Raw genomic sequence first — 15,480 nt, 5'->3', positions numbered from 1 at the left:
CTCGCCGGCGAGCGGTACTCGTGTGGAGCGTTGCGACCAGGGTTGGGGTCTCCTCTGCTCTGTGGGGCATCCCCTGCTCGAACGAAGTTGAGAGCTTGGGGAAGACGCTGAGAGCTCGGGGAAGGATGGGACCGCGCAGTGCGGGGCTACGAACATCAGGAGAGCCACCGAGCTGAAGACGACCATCTCTCGCGGTTCGAAGCCGAGATGGACCGGCTGAGGACCGACCGGGAGAAGGCCGTCCAGCACGCCGAGGACCTCGGTTACCAGGTCGAGGTCTTGCGGGCCAAGCTGCACGAGGCCCGGCGCAATCTCGCGACCCGTCCCGCCTACGACAGCGCCGACATCGGCTACCAGGCCGAGCAGATGCTGCGGAACGCGCAGGTCCAGGCCGAGCAGATGCGCAACGACGCCGAGCGCGAGCTGCGCGAGGCCCGTGCCCAGACGCAGCGGATCCTGCAGGAGCACGCCGAACACCAGGCGCGCCTGCAGGCCGAGTTGCACACCGAGGCCGTCCAGCGCAGGCAGCGGCTCGACCAGGAGCTGGCGGAACGCCGCCAGACCGTCGAGTCGCACGTCAACGAGAACGTCGCCTGGGCCGAACAGCTGCGCGCCCGCACCGAGTCGCAGGCCCGCCGGCTGCTGGAGGAGTCCCGCGCCGAGGCCGAGCAGGCGCTGGCCGCCGCCCGCGAGGAGGCCGCCCGGCTGGCCGAGGAGACCCGTCGGCGGACCGGCTCGGAGACCGAGTCCGCCAGGGCCGAAGCCGAAGCGATCCTGCTGCGTGCCCGCAAGGACGCCGAGCGCCTCATCGGGGCCGCCTCCGCCCAGGCGCAGGAGGCCACCAGCCACGCGGAGCAGCTGCGCTCCAGCACCACCGCGGAGACCGACCAGGCACGCCGGCGGACCGCCGAGCTGAACCGCACCGCCGAGCAGCGCCTCTCGGAGGCCGAGACCCGGCTGCGCGAGTCCCGCCTGGAGGCCGAGAAGCTCCTCTCCGAGGCGAAGGAGGCCGCCGCCAAGCAACTGGCCGCCACCGAGTCGCAGAACGAACAGCGCACCCGCACGGCCAAGTCGGAGATCGCCCGGCTGGTCGGCGAGGCCACCAAGAGCACCGAGGCGCTGAAGGAAGAGGCCGAGCGGGCCCTCGTCGACGCCCGGGCCGAGGCGGAGCGGCTGGTCGCCGAGGCCGGCGAGAAGGCCCGTACGGTCGCCGCCGAGGATGCCGCCGCCCAGCTGGCGAAGGCTGCTCGCAGCGCCGAGGAGGTGCTCACCAAGGCCTCCGAGGACGCGAAGTCGACGACGAGGGCGGCGAGCGAGGAGGCCGAGCGGATCCGCCGCGAGGCGGAGGCCGAGGCGGACCGGCTGCGCGGCGAGGCCGCCGAGCAGGCGGACGAGCTCAAGGGCGCGGCCAAGGACGACACCAAGGAGTACCGGGCCAAGACGGTCGAGCTCCAGGAGGAGGCCCGCAGGCTGCGCGGCGAGGCCGAGCAGCTGCGCTCCGAGGCGGTCGCCGAGGGCGAGCGGATCCGGGGCGAGGCCCGCCGCGAGGCGGTCCAGCAGCTGGAGGAGGGCGCCCGCACCGCCGAGGAGCTGCTGACCAAGGCCCGTTCCGACGCGGACGAGCTGCGCACCAAGGCGAACGGCGAGAGCGAGCGCATCCGCACCGAGGCCGCCGAGCGGGCCGCGACCCTGCGCAAGCAGGCCGAGGAGACGCTGGAGCGCACCCGGAACGAGGCCGACAAGCTGCGGGCCGAGGCCGAGGAGCAGGCCACGGCCGTCACGGAGGCCGCCGAGCGGGCCGCGGCCGAACTGCGCGAGGAGACGGAGCGCGGTGTCGCCGCCCGGCAGGCCGAGGTCGCCGACGAGCTGGCCCGGCTGCACACCGAGGCCGAGTCCCGGCTCGCCGCCGCCGAGGAAGCGCTCGGCGAGGCGCGGACCCAGGCCGAGCGGATCCGCCGCGAGACGAGCGAGGAGTCGGAGCGGCAGCGCGCCGAGGCCGCCGAGCGGGCACGGGCGCTGACCGAACAGGCCGGGGCGGAGGCCGAGCGGCTGCGCGACGAGGCCGCCGCCGACGCCGCCGAGTCCCGCGCCGAGGGCGAGAGCGTAGCCGTACGGCTGCGGAGCGAGGCCGCCGCAGAGGCGGAGCGGCTCAAGTCCGAGGCGCAGGAGAGCGCCGACCGGGTGCGTGCGGAGGCCGCGGCCGCCGCCGAGCGGGTCGCCGCCGAGGCCGCCGAGGCGCTGGCCGCCGCCCAGGAGGAGGCCACGCGCCGCCGCCGGGAGGCCGAGGAGATCCTCGGTGCGGCCCGGACCGAGGCGGAGCAGGAGCGCGAGCGGGCCCGCGAGCAGAGCGAGGAGCTGCTCGCCTCCGCCCGTAAGCGGGTCGAGGACGCGGGCGCCGAGGCGCACCGGCTCGTCGAGGAGGCGGACGCCCGGGCGACCGAGCTGGTCGTGGCGGCCGAGCAGACCGCCCAGCAGGTACGGGACTCCGTCGCGGGTCTGCAGGAGCAGGCCGAGGAGGAGATCTCGGGGCTGCGCTCGACGGCGGAGCATGTCGCGGAGCGCACCCGTACCGAGGCGCAGGAGGAGGCGGACCGGGTCCGCGCCGACGCGCACGCGGAGCGGGAGCGGGCCTCCGAGGACGCGATCCGCCTGCGCCGGGAGGCGAACGAGGAGGCGGACCGGCTCCGGCGGGAGGCCCACGAGGAGACGGAAGCCGCGAAGGCGCTGGCCGAGCGGACGGTCTCCGAGGCGATCAGCGAGTCGGAGCGGCTGCGCGCGGACACCTCCGAGTACAGCCAGCGGATGCGCACCGAGGCGTCCGACGCCCTGGCGTCGGCGGAGCAGGACGCGTCGAAGGCCCGTGCCGAGGCCCGGCAGGACGCCAACCGGATCCGTTCGGAGGCTGCGGCCCAGTCGGACCTGCTGATCGGCGAGTCGACCACCGAGAGCGAACGCATCCGCAACGAGGCGGCCCAGGCCTCCGAACAGCTCGTCGTCGAGGCCACCACGGAGGCCAACCGCCGCCGGGCCGAGTCCACCGAGCAGGCGGACCGGATGCTGGCCGAGGCGACCGGCGAGTCCGAGCGGCTGCGCGCGGAGGCGTCCGAGCGGCTCGGCGCCGCGCAGGAGCACGCGGCCCGCATCCGCGAGGAGGCCGAACGGCTGCGCGCGGAGGCGGAGTCGGCGGCCGAGGAGCTGCGCTCGGAGGCCCGCCAGGAGGCGGACCGGGTGCTGGACGAGGCGCGCGAGGCGGCGGCGAAGCGCCGGGCGGACGCGGCCGAGCAGGCGGACCAGCTCATCAACAAGGCGCGGGAAGAGGCGCTGCGTACGGCCACCGAGGCCGAGGGGCAGTCCGACACGATGGTCGGCGCGGCCCGCAAGGAGGCTGTGCGCATCACCTCGGAGGCGACCGTCAAGGGCAACACCCTGGTGGAGCGCGCCCGTACCGACGCCGACGAGCTGCTGGTCGGCGCCCGGCGCGACGCGACCCAGATCCGGGAGCGGGCCGAGGAGCTGCGGGCCCGGCTGGAGAGCGAGATCGAGGAGCTGCACGAGCGGGCCCGCCGGGAGACGTCCGAGCAGATGAAGACCGCCGGCGAGCGCGTCGACAACCTGATGAAGGCGGCGACCGAGCAGCGCGACGAGGCCGAGGCGAAGGCCAAGGAGCTGATGGCCGAGGCCAATTCGGAGGCGAGCAAGGTCCGTATCGCCGCGGTGAAGCGGGCCGAGTCGCTGCTGAAGGAGGCCGAGGCCAAGAAGGCCGGACTGATCCGCGAGGCGGAGAAGCTGCGCGCCGACGCCGAGGCGGAGGCGAAGCGGACGGTCGACGAGGGCAAGCGCGAGCTGGACGTTCTGGTGCGCAGGCGCGAGGACATCAATGCGGAGATCTCCCGTGTCCAGGACGTCCTCGAAGCGTTGGAGTCCTTCGAGACTCCGGCCGGGGGCGGGAAACCGGCCGGCGGTTCCTCGGGAGGCGTCAAGGCTCCGGTGGCGGCGGGTACGCGATCGGGGGGCAAGTCGTCCGATCGGTAGCCGATCCGCGGTGTGCCGTGCTCCGCCATGGATATCGCACCCTTCGAGTGGCAAGCACTCCGGGGGTCAGCCACTCAAAAGGGGTGTCATTCTCCAGATCAAACCGGCATCTGCACGCTGACACGCCGCCATGGCCCCTAGGATTCCCCCTATCACCTCACCGGTCTCATTCGACAGGAACCCCATGAGTGACCCTTCCTCCCCCTTCGGCTTCGAGCTCGTGCGCCGTGGCTACGACCGCGGTCAGGTGGACGACCGCATTACCAAGCTCGTCGCCGACCGTGATAGTGCTCTGGCCCGAATCACCTCCCTGGAAAAGCGCATCGAGGAGCTGCACCTCGAAACGCAGAACGCCCAAGCCCAGGTGAACGACGCAGAGCCGTCGTACGCCGGTCTCGGCGCCCGTGTCGAGAAGATTCTCCGCCTCGCCGAGGAGGAGGCCAAGGACCTGCGCGAGGAGGCCCGCCGCGCGGCCGAACAGCACCGCGAGCTCGCCGAGTCGGCGGCCCAGCAGGTGCGCAACGACGCCGAGTCGTTCGCCGCCGAGCGCAAGGCGAAGGCCGAGGACGAGGGCGTCCGCATCGTCGAGAAGGCGCAGGGCGAGGCGAACACGCTGCGCACCGACGCCCAGAAGGACGCCCAGCAGAAGCGCGAGGAGGCCGACGCCCTCTTCGAGGAGACCCGCGCCAAGGCCGCTCAGGCCGCGGCCGACTTCGAGACCAACCTCGCCAAGCGCCGCGAGCAGTCGGAGCGCGACCTCGCGTCCCGCCAGGCCAAGGCCGAGAAGCGTCTCGCCGAGATCGAGCACCGCGCCGAGCAGCTCCGCCTGGAGGCCGAGAAGCTCCGCACGGACGCCGAGCGCCGGGCTCGCCAGACGGTGGAGACCGCCCAGCGCCAGGCCGAGGACATCGTCGCCGACGCGAACGCCAAGGCCGACCGGATCCGCAGCGAGTCGGAGCGCGAGCTGGCGGCGCTCACCAACCGCCGCGACTCGATCAACGCTCAGCTGACCAACGTCCGCGAGATGCTGGCGACGCTGACCGGCGCCGCCGTGGCCGCCGCCGGTTCCCCGGTGGAGGACGAGCCCGCCACCCGCGGTGTCCCGGCCCAGCAGACCCGCTGACCCCGGCAACGCCCAGGAGTAGCCCCGTGTGCGCCCGGTTCCGCCGTTGTGGTGGCGCCGGGCGCTCGGGCGTTCTACCGTGTGCGCATGATCGAGGTCGAGGGACTCACCAAACGGTTCGGCAGCAAGGTCGCCGTCGATCATCTGTCGTTTCAGGTCAAGCCGGGCATCGTGACCGGATTTCTCGGCCCGAACGGGGCGGGCAAGTCCACCACGATGCGGATGATGCTGGATCTCGACCACGCGACGAGCGGTACGGTGCGCATCGACGGCAAGCACTACCGCGAACTCCAGGAACCGCTGAAGTACATCGGGGCGCTCCTCGACGCCAAGGCGATGCACGGCGGCCGCAGCGCGTACAACAACCTGCTGTGCCTGGCGCAGAGCAACCGCATCCCGAGCAGCCGGGTCGACGAAGTGCTCGACATGGTCGGCCTGAGCGCGGTGGCGAAGAAGAAGTCCAAAGGATTCTCCCTCGGCATGGGCCAGCGGCTCGGCATCGCGTCCGCGCTGCTGGGCGATCCCGAGATCCTGATGTTCGACGAGCCGGTCAACGGACTGGACCCCGAGGGCATCCACTGGATCCGTAATCTGATGAAGGCGCTCGCCTCGGAGGGCCGGACGATCTTCGTCTCGTCCCACCTGATGAGCGAAATGGCGCTGACCGCCGACCATTTGATCGTGATCGGCCAGGGCAGGCTGCTCGCCGACACCTCGATGGCGGACTTCATCCACGAGAACTCCCGCAGTTACGCGCGGCTGCGCTCCCCGCAGCAGGAGCGGCTGCGCGACGTGCTGCACCAGGAGGGCTTCACCGCCGTCGAGACGGCGGGCGGCTTCCTGGAGATCGACGGCGCCACCACCGAGGAGCTGGGTGAGCTGGCCGCCCGGCACCAACTGGTGCTGCACGAGCTGAGTCCCCAGCGGGCCTCCCTGGAGGAGGCGTTCATGCAGATGACCGCCGGTTCGGTGGAGTACCACGCCCATTCGGACCGGGACCCCGTCGCCGAACCACCCGCGGTGGGCGCGGGCTGGGGCGAGGGCTGGAAGAAGCCGGGCACCACCGGCAGCGAGGGGGAGTGACGACGATGGCATCGGTACCCGCGGTTCTCACCTCGGAATGGACCAAGATCCGGTCGGTCTCCTCGACCGTCTGGACCCTGTTCGCCGCGTTCGCCGTCACGGTCGTGATGGGCGCGGCACTCTCCGCCCTGCTGAACGCGACGTTCGACGACCTCTCGGAGACCGAGCAGGCCACGTTCGACCCGACCTTCGTCAGCTTCTCGGGGACCGTTCTCGGCCAGCTCGCGATGGTCGTGTTCGGGGTGCTCGTGGTCGGCACGGAGTACAGCTCCGGCATGATCCGCACCTCGCTGGCGGCGGTGCCCCAGCGCGCGACGTTCCTCCTCAGCAAGATCACGGTGGCCGGTGTGCTGGCCTTCGTCGTGGGGCTGCTCACCAGCTTCGTCTCGTTCTTCCTGAGCCAGGCCATGCTCGGCGACCGGGGCACCGACATCGGCGCGGAGAACGTGCTGCGCGCGGTGGTCGGCGGCGGGCTCTACATGGGACTGATCGCGATCTTCTCCATGGGGGTGGCGGCGATGCTGCGCAGTTCCATGCTGTCGCTCGGCATCCTGATGCCCTTCTTCTTCCTGGTCTCGCAGATCCTGAGCGCGGTCCCGGGGGCCAAGAACGTCGCCCGGTACTTCCCCGACCAGGCCGGGTCGAAGATCATGCAGGTCGTCCCGGAGGCGATGGGCAGCGATCCGTCGCCGTACGGCCCCTGGGCGGGCCTCGGGATCATGGTGCTCTGGGTGCTGGCCGCGGTCCTCGGCGGCTTCCTCGTCCTGAAGAAGCGGGACGCGTAACGGTCCGCTCGCAGGCTGTGCGCAACTTGGCCGGAACCGCCGGCGCCTGGTTATCCTCCTAACTCTTACGGGGGTGTGCGGCCGGGTGGCCCGAGCCCCGAACGACCAAGTGAGTCGATGGGGCTGGAGAATGATCGAGGCAGTCGGCCTGACCAAGCGCTACGGCGCGAAGACGGCCGTGGACGACCTTTCCTTCCAGGTGCGGCCGGGTGCCGTCACCGGCTTCCTCGGTCCCAACGGGTCGGGCAAGTCCACGACCATGCGCATGATCCTCGGCCTGGACCGCCCTACCGCAGGTCACGTCACGATCGGCGGCCACCCCTACCGCGACCTGCCGAACGCCCCGCGCCAGGTGGGCGCGCTGCTGGACGCCAAGGGCGTGCACGGCGGGCGCACCGCCCGTAACCACCTGCTGTCCCTTGCCCAGCTGGCCGGCATCCCGGCGGCCCGGGTGGACGAGGTGCTGGGCGTCGTCGGCCTCAGGGACGTCGCCAAGCGGCGCTCCAGCGGCTTCTCGCTCGGGATGGGGCAGCGGCTCGGGATCGCGGCGGCGCTTCTCGGCGATCCGCAGGTGCTGCTGTTCGACGAGCCGGTCAACGGTCTCGATCCGGAGGGCATCCACTGGGTCCGCAATCTGATGAAGTCGCTGGCCGCCGAGGGGCGGACGGTCTTCGTCTCGTCCCATCTGATGAGCGAGATGGCCCTCACCGCCGACCATCTGATCGTGATCGGGCGCGGCCGGCTGCTCTCCGACATGAGCGTCACGGACTTCATCTCCGCCAACTCCGCCGACTTCGCCCGGGTCCGGGTGCCGGACGACGGCCCCGAGGGGCGGGAGAAGCTGACGGCCTCGCTCATCGAGGCGGGCGGCCGGGTCATGTCGGAGCCGGGCGGGGCCCTGCGGGTCACCGGGCTGCCGCTGCCGAGGATCAGCGATCTGGCCCACGGGTGCGACGTACGGCTCTGGGAGCTCTCGCCGCACCAGGCCTCCCTGGAGGAGGCGTACATGCGGCTGACGCAGGGCCTGGTGGACTACCGCTCGACGGACGACGCCAAGGCGGGCCTCGCGGAGCCGCCGCCCCAGGACCCGTACGCGAGCCTTCTCGGCGCCGGCGGCCTGGCGGCGCCCCCCGAGCCGGTGGAGGTGCCGCAGGACGGCTGGTACGCCCCGCCACCGCCCGTTCCGGGCCAGGGCCCCGGGCCCCGTTCCGGGCCCTCCCCCGCGCCCGCCGACGAGCCCTCTTCCGCCGCTCCGGCCGAAGAGCAGACCAGCAAGGACCTCCGATGACGACGCCGGCCACCCCGCAGGCCCACCAGCAGGTGCCGGAAGCCGGCCTGCTGGGCTCCTACGAGTCGCCGATCCCGATCCGGCCCGCCACCCTCGGCGACGCGGTCGCCTCGGAGTGGACCAAGATCCGTTCCGTACGCGCCACGATCTGGACGCTCGGCGTGATGATCGCGCTGATGCTGACGATCGGGCTCGGCGCCGCGCTGCTGATCGCGGCGGACGGCGGCAGCCTGGCGGACGAGCCGGTCCTGGGCCTCGGCTTCTTCGGGGTGCTGCTGGGCTCGATCTGTGTGATCACGCTCGGCGTGCTGACCATCGGCTCCGAGTACAGCACCGGCATGATCCGTACGACGCTGACGGCCTGCCCGAGCCGGGGCCGGGTACTCATGGCGAAGTCGATCGTCTTCTCCTCGCTGGCCTTCGTCGTCACGACGGTGACCGCCACGGTGGTGGCGGGGCTCCAGACCCTGATCCTGGACGGCGCGCCCGCGTCGGCCGGCGACTGGCTGCGCGGCACGGTCGGGGTCGGGCTCTACATCGCGGCGCTCGGCCTGCTGTCGCTCGGGATCGGCGCGATCGTGCGGCACTCCGCGGGCGCGATCACCATCATGATCGGTGTGGTGCTGCTGCCCCTGGTCCTCGCGCTGTTCATGTTCGCCGACGACCTGCGGGCGCTCCAGCTCTTCCTGATCGACTTCGGGTGGCCTTCGACCGGAAAGCGGACGCGGTCCGGTGCGTGCGGTTCCAAGGCGCCGAGAGGTCCTCGTAGCGGAGCTGCCAGGGCATTTCGGCAACGCCGGAAGCGTGCGTGCCGGGGCGTGGCCGCCCGGTCAGAGGCCACCCGACAGGCTCTCAGTGGCGCGGGGCGTTCCGGGACCGCTGCACCCGCGTGGTGCGGCGGTCTCTCGCGTTCCAGCACGCCTTGTGCCAGTGCCTGCGGTCGTCGAGGCCGCCGAACTCGGGCCAGGCCACGAGGTGCGGGACCCCGGAGGGGATCTCCTGGTCGCATCCGGGGCAGCGGTACCGCTTGCCCTGGGCGCTCGCGCCGCTGACCGGGCGCACCGACCACTCCTCGCCCTGCCAGCTCTCGGTGGCCCCTCCCCCGCCGTACCTGGCGGGTGCCATGCCGAGGCGTTCGTCGGGGGTCTCGCCGCCACGGGGGCGGTTACGGCGCGGGGACACAGGACACCTCACGGGGGCGGATCGGGCACGAGTCGTCCAAGCCTAGGGCGTGGCATGGGGGGCAGTCGTCGGGTGCCTCGGCCGGTCCGATCCGGCAGTGGAATGAGTTAGCGGAAAATCGCAACAACTTCCCCCGGGACCGTGCCTTTGGCACGTGTCAGACGTTGTTGCCAGTGGGGGAGAACGCGTCGGCCGCAAGGAGGCAATAGGCGATGCGCATCGGAACGTTCGTTCTGGCAGCCCAGTTCCCGGGACAGGGGCCGGGTGAGGCCCTGCACCGGGCCGTCCGGTCCACCGAGGCCGCGGAGGAGAGCGGTCTCGACTCGGTCTGGCTGGCCGAGCACCACTTCGTGCCGTACGGGGTCTGCCCGTCCGCGACCACGCTGGCTGCGCTGCTGCTCGGCCGCACCCGCAGGATCCGGGTCGGCACGGCGGTCAGCGTGCTGCCCAACCACCACCCGGTCGCGCTCGCCGAGCAGGCCGCGTTGCTGCATCTGACCAGCGGCGGACGCTTCTCGCTCGGGGTGGGCCGGGGCGGTCCGTGGGTGGACCTGGAGGTGTTCGGCGGCGGTCTCGACGCGTACGAGAACGGCTTCCCCGAGGCGCTCGGCCTGGTGCTCGACTGGCTGCGGAAGCCGCGCGTCGCGGGGCGCGGCGAGCGGTTCGGCTTCCGCGAGGTGGCGGTGGTGCCGCGCGCGGACGAGCTGCTGGCGGGTCCGGCAGGCGCGGGGCCGGGCATGACGGGACCGGTCGCCGCGGGGCCGGGCATGACGGGACCGGTCGCCGCGGGGCCGGGCGCCCCGGGGCCCGAGGTCATCGTGGCGTGCACCTCTGCGAAGAGCGTGCGGCTCGCGGCGCGGCAGGCGCTACCGATGCTGCTGGGCATGCACTGCGGGGACGAGGAGAAGGCGGAGATGATCGCCCTGTGGCGTACGGCGGCCCGGGAGGCCGGCCATCCGCCCGAGGTGGTGGAGGGGGCCGCGCATGTGTCCGCCGGGGTGGCCCAGATCGCGGACGGGGCCGGGGACGCCACCGAGATGCTGGTGAAGGCGATGCCCGGCTGGCTGCGCCAGGGGCTCGACGCCCATGTCACGGTCGACGGCAGGCAACGCGTGATGCGGGACCCGGTCGCGTACACGGAACTGCTGTGCGGGCTGCATCCGGTGGGCCCGCCGCGGCTGGCCGCCGACCGGCTCGCGGCCACCGCCGAGCGGACCGGGATCACGCGCTTCGCCCTCCTGGTGGAGGGGTCGGGTGATCTCGCGGCGACCGAGGAGAACGTCCGGCGGCTGGGGGCCGACGTACTGCCGCTGCTCACCTGACCCGCGCATGCCGGTATTCCCTCGGGACAGCTGTGGGACATGTGGGGGAACGTGTGGTGCGGTGGTACGGGAGCTGCCGCCCCGGAGCCAGTTGCACCTCCCGCGGCCCGGGACGGCAGCAGAAGCGTTCAGCAGTCCCGTAGTTCGGGCGACTGGTTGAGCAACTGGCCCCTCACCGAGGTGAACTTGGCCAGTCGGTCGTCGACCGAGGCGTCCAGCGGGAACACCGCGACGCGGTGGCAGTTCTGGAATGCGAGACGCACTCCGAAGTGCCGCTGCAGCGCGCCGCGTATCGCATCACTCGCGAGCGCGCGCAGCAGCTGACCACGTGCCTGCTCGTCCGGCGGCGGCGTCTGGTTGTCGGCGAACTGTCCGCCGTCGACCTTCAGCTGAGCCACCAGCGAGCTGATCATCTCCCATGCGAAGGGCAGGGAGGTCCGGACGCAGTCGACGAAGTCGGCTTCGTCGACCTCGCCTCGCTCGGCCTGTTCCAACAGCGCCGGTGAGACGTCGAGCGACATGGGTTCTCCTCTCGCGACCCCGGGCAGTGGCCGGGGCCTTACGGGCAGGGAAGAAGGCGACGACGACGCAGCGTGCACGGACGGCGACCTCCTGCTTCCACGTTAAGCGCGCAGTCGGGGCCGCACCAGGAGATTGGGAACACAACCGGCCAATAACGAAGGGGATCAAAGAGGGGCAAGCCCGCTTCGCCGCGACGCGGCGTGCACCGAGTGACAGGAGACGACGGGTGGGGAGATCGCGTCGGGCCCCCGTCGTCGAGTAGCGTTGCCGACCATGCGTCTCGTCATCGCCCGTTGCTCCGTGGACTACGCGGGCCGGCTCACAGCCCACCTGCCCTCCGCACCCCGTCTGATCCTGGTGAAGGCGGACGGAAGCGTCTCCATCCACGCCGACGACCGGGCGTACAAACCGCTCAACTGGATGTCCCCGCCGTGCACCCTGAAGGAGGGCGCCGACGGTGACGAAGGCGTCTGGACCGTGGTGAACAAGGCGGGCGAAAAACTGATCATCACGATGGAGGAAGTCCTCCACGACTCGTCGTACGAGCTGGGCGTCGACCCCGGGCTCATCAAGGACGGCGTGGAAGCGCACCTCCAGGAGCTGCTCGCGGACCGGATCGAGATCCTCGGCGAGGGCCACACCCTGATCCGCCGTGAATACCCCACCGCCATCGGGCCGGTGGACATCCTGTGCCGGGACGCGAACGGGCAGACGGTGGCCGTGGAGCTGAAGCGGCGCGGCGACATCGACGGCGTGGAGCAGCTGACGCGCTATCTGGAACTGCTGAACCGCGACCCGCACCTCGCGCCGGTCCGGGGCGTCTTCGCCGCGCAGGAGATCAAGCCGCAGGCCCGGGTGCTGGCGACGGACCGTGGCATCGGCTGCCTGGTCCTGGACTACGACGCGATGCGGGGCATCGAGGACGACAAGCTGCGGCTGTTCTGAGCATCGGAGGCGGAGGCCGGGCGGTTCACGCGGAAGCGTGAGCCGCCCGGCCTCGTCCGTCCTGACGTCCTCAGACCGCCGGGTCGGCCGCCGCGTCGGATTCCGGGGCGCTCGCCGACTCGACGGGGCCACTGGCGGAGGAGGACCCCTCCGCCGGGGGCGGTTCCGGGTCGTCGGTGGGCGTCTCGGTGGGCGGGGTCGTCGGCGTCTCGGTCGGCGGGGTCGTCGGCGGGGTGGTGGGCGGGGTCGTCGGCGGGGTGGTGGGCTTTGTCGGCTTTCCGCTGGGTGTGGGCTCGCCCGGCGAGCTGCTCCCGTCGTCCGTCGGGTCGTCCGTCCCCGGCGTCGTACCACCGGTGCTGGACGCGCTCGGGGACGGCGAGCCGGACGTGCTGGGGCTCGCCGACTCCGAGGTGCCCGGGGTCTCGGGCGTCTCGCCGCCGGTCGTCTCCCCGGCCGGGGCGGAGCCGTCGTCCGGCTCGTCCGCGGGCGGGCCGTCGTCGGTCGCGTCCTCGGTGGCCGTCTGCTCGGTGGTGACGTTGCGGCTGTCCGGCACGTCGCCGTCGCCGGAGGTGACGCCGAGCGTGACGACGGTGCCGAGCACCGCGATCAGCAGCGCGCCCGCGCCGGCGGCGGCCAGGTTGCGCCGGGCGCCGCCCAGGACCGCGCGCCCGCCGTTCCTGCGCGGGGCGGGGCCGGGCGGCAGCGAGGAGACGACGGTGGGCTGCTCCTCGGCGGTGTGCCGGACGAGCAGCGGCGCGCCCGGGAGCCCGCCGGGCGGAGTGCCCGGGCCGTCCTGGCGTATGACGGGCACCTCGTCGCCCGAGGGGGTGCGGCCGAGCGGCGGGAAGTCGCCGGAGCGGTCCGCGACCAGGGCGAGCGCGCGGCGTCCGGCGACGGCCCCGGACTTGTCGGCGAGTGCGCCGCGCATCCCGATCGAGGTCTCCAGCTCGGTGCGGGCCCGGTCCGGGTTGCCGGTGCAGAGCGCGAGGACGCCCAACTCATGGTGGAAGTAGGCCTCCTCAGCGACCTCGCCGGTGATCCTGGCGGCCTCCTGGCCGACCCTGAGGGCCCGCTCCCAGGCTCCCCAGCCCAGGCCCGCGGCGAAGGCCGGGGAGGCGCTGCGGGCCAGCAGGACGGCCGCGCTGGCCGCTCCCACCTCGTCGCCCGGGACCAGCCGGGCCAGCGAGGCGACGATCGCGTCGGCCTCGGTGACGGCCCGCCGGGGGGTGACCGAGGGGTGCGAGGTCCACCAGGCATAGTGCTGGGCGGCGGTACGGGCGTGGGCGGCGGCGTCGTCCTCGTAACCGGCCGCCGCCAGCTGGGCGAGGACTCCGGCGGCGAGGCGGTAGCGGGGGCCGGCCGGGGAGAGCAGGCCGCAGCCCGCGAGCTCGCCGAGCGCGGCGTCCGCGTGGGTGTCGCCCACCAGGGCCGGCAGATGGGCCTGGTGGGGCACCTCGCCGCCGAGGGCGACGGCGAAGCGCAGGGTCGCGCGGGCCGCCTCGCTGAGCCGGGAGGCGAGCAGCACGGCGGGTGCCGCGCCCTCGCCGAGGCTCGGCAGGGGGACGTCGAGGGCTTCGGCGGCGGGGGCCACGGGGGCCGGCGGCGCGTCGTCCGCGCGTGGCTCGAAGTAGTCGTACTCGTCGAAGGCTTCGGGGTCGGCGCGCAGCCGGTCGCGCTGGACGAGGAGGGATCCGGCCTGGACGAAGCGGAGCGGCAGGCCCTCGGACTCGAACCAGAGGTCGCCCGCCCAGTTCCGCTCGTCCTCGGTGAGGGGGCGCTCGACGACCTTCTCCAGCAGGGCCAGCGAGGCGCTGCGGCCGAGGCCGGCGAGGAGTACCTCCTCCAGGTGGGCGTCGACGCCGGCGGTGGTGACCTCGGGGATGGTGGCGAGCAGGAAAGCGCACTCGGGGGTGGCGGCGAGCAGTTCGTCGAGGGCCGCTCCGCCGATCTCCAGGTCGTCGACGACGACGACGGCGCCGATGCCCCGGACGAGCGCGAGCAGTTCGTCGCGGTCGGGGCGGTGGCTCTGGGCCTTGTAGACGGTGTCGAAGAGGGCGTGCAGCAGATCGGCGCCGGTGCGGCCCCGGCCGTTGAGGCGGACGACCCCGTCGGGGGCCAGGTCCGCGCAGTCGGCGGCGACGGCGTCCAGCAGCGCGGTGCGGCCGGAGCCGGCCTGGCCGGTGAGGCGGACGCTGCGGCCGCGCGCCAGCAGGCGGACCAGGCGCTCGCGTTCCTCCTGGCGCTCCAGGAGGGGCAGCTGCGTGGCGGGCGGGCCCGGGGGGACGGGGGGTGCGCCGGCGCGTTCGTGGTCGGCGCGTTCGGCGGGGGTGCGGCGGACCGGGGCGTCGGGGCCGGAACCGGGCGGGCAGGCCTCGACCTCGCTGCCGTCGACGGGGTTGACCGTGAGCAGCAGGTCGCCGGCGGTCAGCTGGACGACCCGGACCTGCTGCGGTGTCTGCGGGCCGAAGTCGGCGCCGCCGGAGTCGCGGGACGGCCGGCGGTGGCCGGGTTCGCCGCCGGAGCGGTCGTGGCCCTGCTCGTGCTCTTCCGGTGCCCGGTGTGTCGGGTCCATCGCAAAGTCCCCCAGACGCGTCGTGCGCGGTTGCCCCTCCCGGCCTCGCACGCCCCGCTGTCGCTTCCGGTCCGGTGTCCGCCCATGGGTTCGTTGTCATTCGGCGGACGGCCGAACCCTAGACCTTGGCACAGTATGCATAAAGCGCCGGGGTGCCACGCCGTCCAGGTCGTCACGTTCCGGTGAGGATTGCGTGACTTTCCCGGTTGCCCCGGGTGACGTCAGACGCGCAGTGACTCCGCGGCGATGCCGCCCTCGATGGCCAGGATGCGGTGCAGCCGGGTGGCCACCAGGAGGCGCTGCATCTGCGGCGGCACGCCGCGCAGCACGAGACGGCGTCCGGCCCGTCCGGCCCGGCGGTGGGCCCCCATGATGACGCCCAGTCCGGTGGCGTCCCAGGAGTCCAGCTCGGTCAGGTCCAGCACGAGGTCGCCGACTCCGTCGTCCACGGCCGAGTGCAGGACCGTACGGGCGTCCGCCGCGCTTCGGACGTCGAGGCGGCCCCCGACGACCAGCTCGGCGTGGTCGCCCCTGATGTGCATATGCGCTCCCCGGTCATGCTCCGTAGAAGGTCTGTCTGTCCGAAAGGTCCGTCAGCCTCGAAGGGCCGTCTGTTGTTCCGCCGC

11 protein-coding genes and 1 pseudogene are annotated in these 15,480 nt (G+C 72.9%); 8 read left to right on the top strand and 4 right to left on the bottom strand.

Annotation, left to right across the window (positions count from 1 at the left end):
- Positions 1-138 precede the first annotated feature (138 nt).
- From scy to IG90_RS0110460, 6 genes and pseudogenes are all read left to right on the top strand, one after another.
- The gene (gene scy, locus IG90_RS0110485) at positions 139-4,032 is read left to right on the top strand and encodes a polarized growth protein Scy (protein WP_030580981.1); all 3,894 of its coding nucleotides are present in this window, start codon (positions 139-141) and stop codon (positions 4,030-4,032) included.
- Between the two features lie 184 nt (positions 4,033-4,216).
- On the top strand, positions 4,217-5,155 hold the full coding sequence (locus tag IG90_RS0110480) for a coiled-coil domain-containing protein (protein ID WP_018958966.1): 939 nt from the start codon (positions 4,217-4,219) through the stop codon (positions 5,153-5,155).
- Positions 5,156-5,242: 87 nt separating this feature from the next.
- Entirely contained in the window at positions 5,243-6,238 is a 996-nt protein-coding gene (locus IG90_RS0110475; RefSeq protein ID WP_030580978.1) for an ABC transporter ATP-binding protein, read from the top strand.
- 5 nt (positions 6,239-6,243) lie between these two features.
- Positions 6,244-7,023: an ABC transporter permease gene (locus IG90_RS0110470; protein ID WP_030580975.1), complete on the top strand. Its 780-nt coding sequence runs from the start codon at positions 6,244-6,246 to the stop codon at positions 7,021-7,023.
- Between the two features lie 130 nt (positions 7,024-7,153).
- Positions 7,154-8,311: an ABC transporter ATP-binding protein gene (locus tag IG90_RS0110465; protein ID WP_030580972.1), complete on the top strand. Its 1,158-nt coding sequence runs from the start codon at positions 7,154-7,156 to the stop codon at positions 8,309-8,311.
- Positions 8,308-9,021: pseudogene (locus IG90_RS0110460) on the top strand (ABC transporter permease subunit); the annotation flags it as partial. The gene IG90_RS0110465 and the pseudogene IG90_RS0110460, both read left to right, overlap by 4 nt.
- A gap of 142 nt (positions 9,022-9,163) precedes the next feature.
- On the opposite strand, the gene IG90_RS45705 reads toward IG90_RS0110460, so the two are convergent.
- Positions 9,164-9,493 (bottom strand): ATP/GTP-binding protein, encoded by a 330-nt coding sequence (locus IG90_RS45705; protein WP_078841967.1) that lies wholly within the window; start codon positions 9,491-9,493, stop codon positions 9,164-9,166.
- 212 nt (positions 9,494-9,705) lie between these two features.
- Here IG90_RS45705 and IG90_RS0110455 point away from each other — a divergent pair, with 212 nt between their 5' ends.
- Positions 9,706-10,815: an LLM class flavin-dependent oxidoreductase gene (locus tag IG90_RS0110455; protein ID WP_030580966.1), complete on the top strand. Its 1,110-nt coding sequence runs from the start codon at positions 9,706-9,708 to the stop codon at positions 10,813-10,815.
- A 128-nt stretch (positions 10,816-10,943) separates the two neighbouring features.
- Here the strand turns inward: IG90_RS0110455 and IG90_RS0110450 are convergent, their stop codons facing one another.
- Entirely contained in the window at positions 10,944-11,336 is a 393-nt protein-coding gene (locus IG90_RS0110450) for an SCO5389 family protein (protein ID WP_030580963.1), read from the bottom strand.
- Between the two features lie 274 nt (positions 11,337-11,610).
- Between IG90_RS0110450 and nucS the strand changes: the two genes are divergently transcribed.
- A complete protein-coding gene (nucS, locus tag IG90_RS0110445; protein WP_030079290.1) occupies positions 11,611-12,282 on the top strand; it encodes an endonuclease NucS in 672 nt (223 codons plus the stop codon).
- 70 nt (positions 12,283-12,352) lie between these two features.
- Here the strand turns inward: nucS and IG90_RS0110440 are convergent, their stop codons facing one another.
- Entirely contained in the window at positions 12,353-14,854 is a 2,502-nt protein-coding gene (locus IG90_RS0110440; protein ID WP_030580958.1) for a DEAD/DEAH box helicase family protein, read from the bottom strand.
- A 221-nt stretch (positions 14,855-15,075) separates the two neighbouring features.
- The gene (locus IG90_RS0110435) at positions 15,076-15,396 is read right to left on the bottom strand and encodes an STAS domain-containing protein (protein ID WP_030580955.1); all 321 of its coding nucleotides are present in this window, start codon (positions 15,394-15,396) and stop codon (positions 15,076-15,078) included.
- Between the last annotated feature and the right edge of the window lie 84 nt (positions 15,397-15,480).

The organism is Streptomyces anulatus (assembly GCF_000721175.1).
Taxonomy (GTDB): Bacteria; Actinomycetota; Actinomycetes; order Streptomycetales; family Streptomycetaceae; genus Streptomyces; species Streptomyces anulatus_C.
Note: the sequence above shows the minus strand (reverse complement) of the source record. Positions and strands in the feature narration are given on the sequence as shown.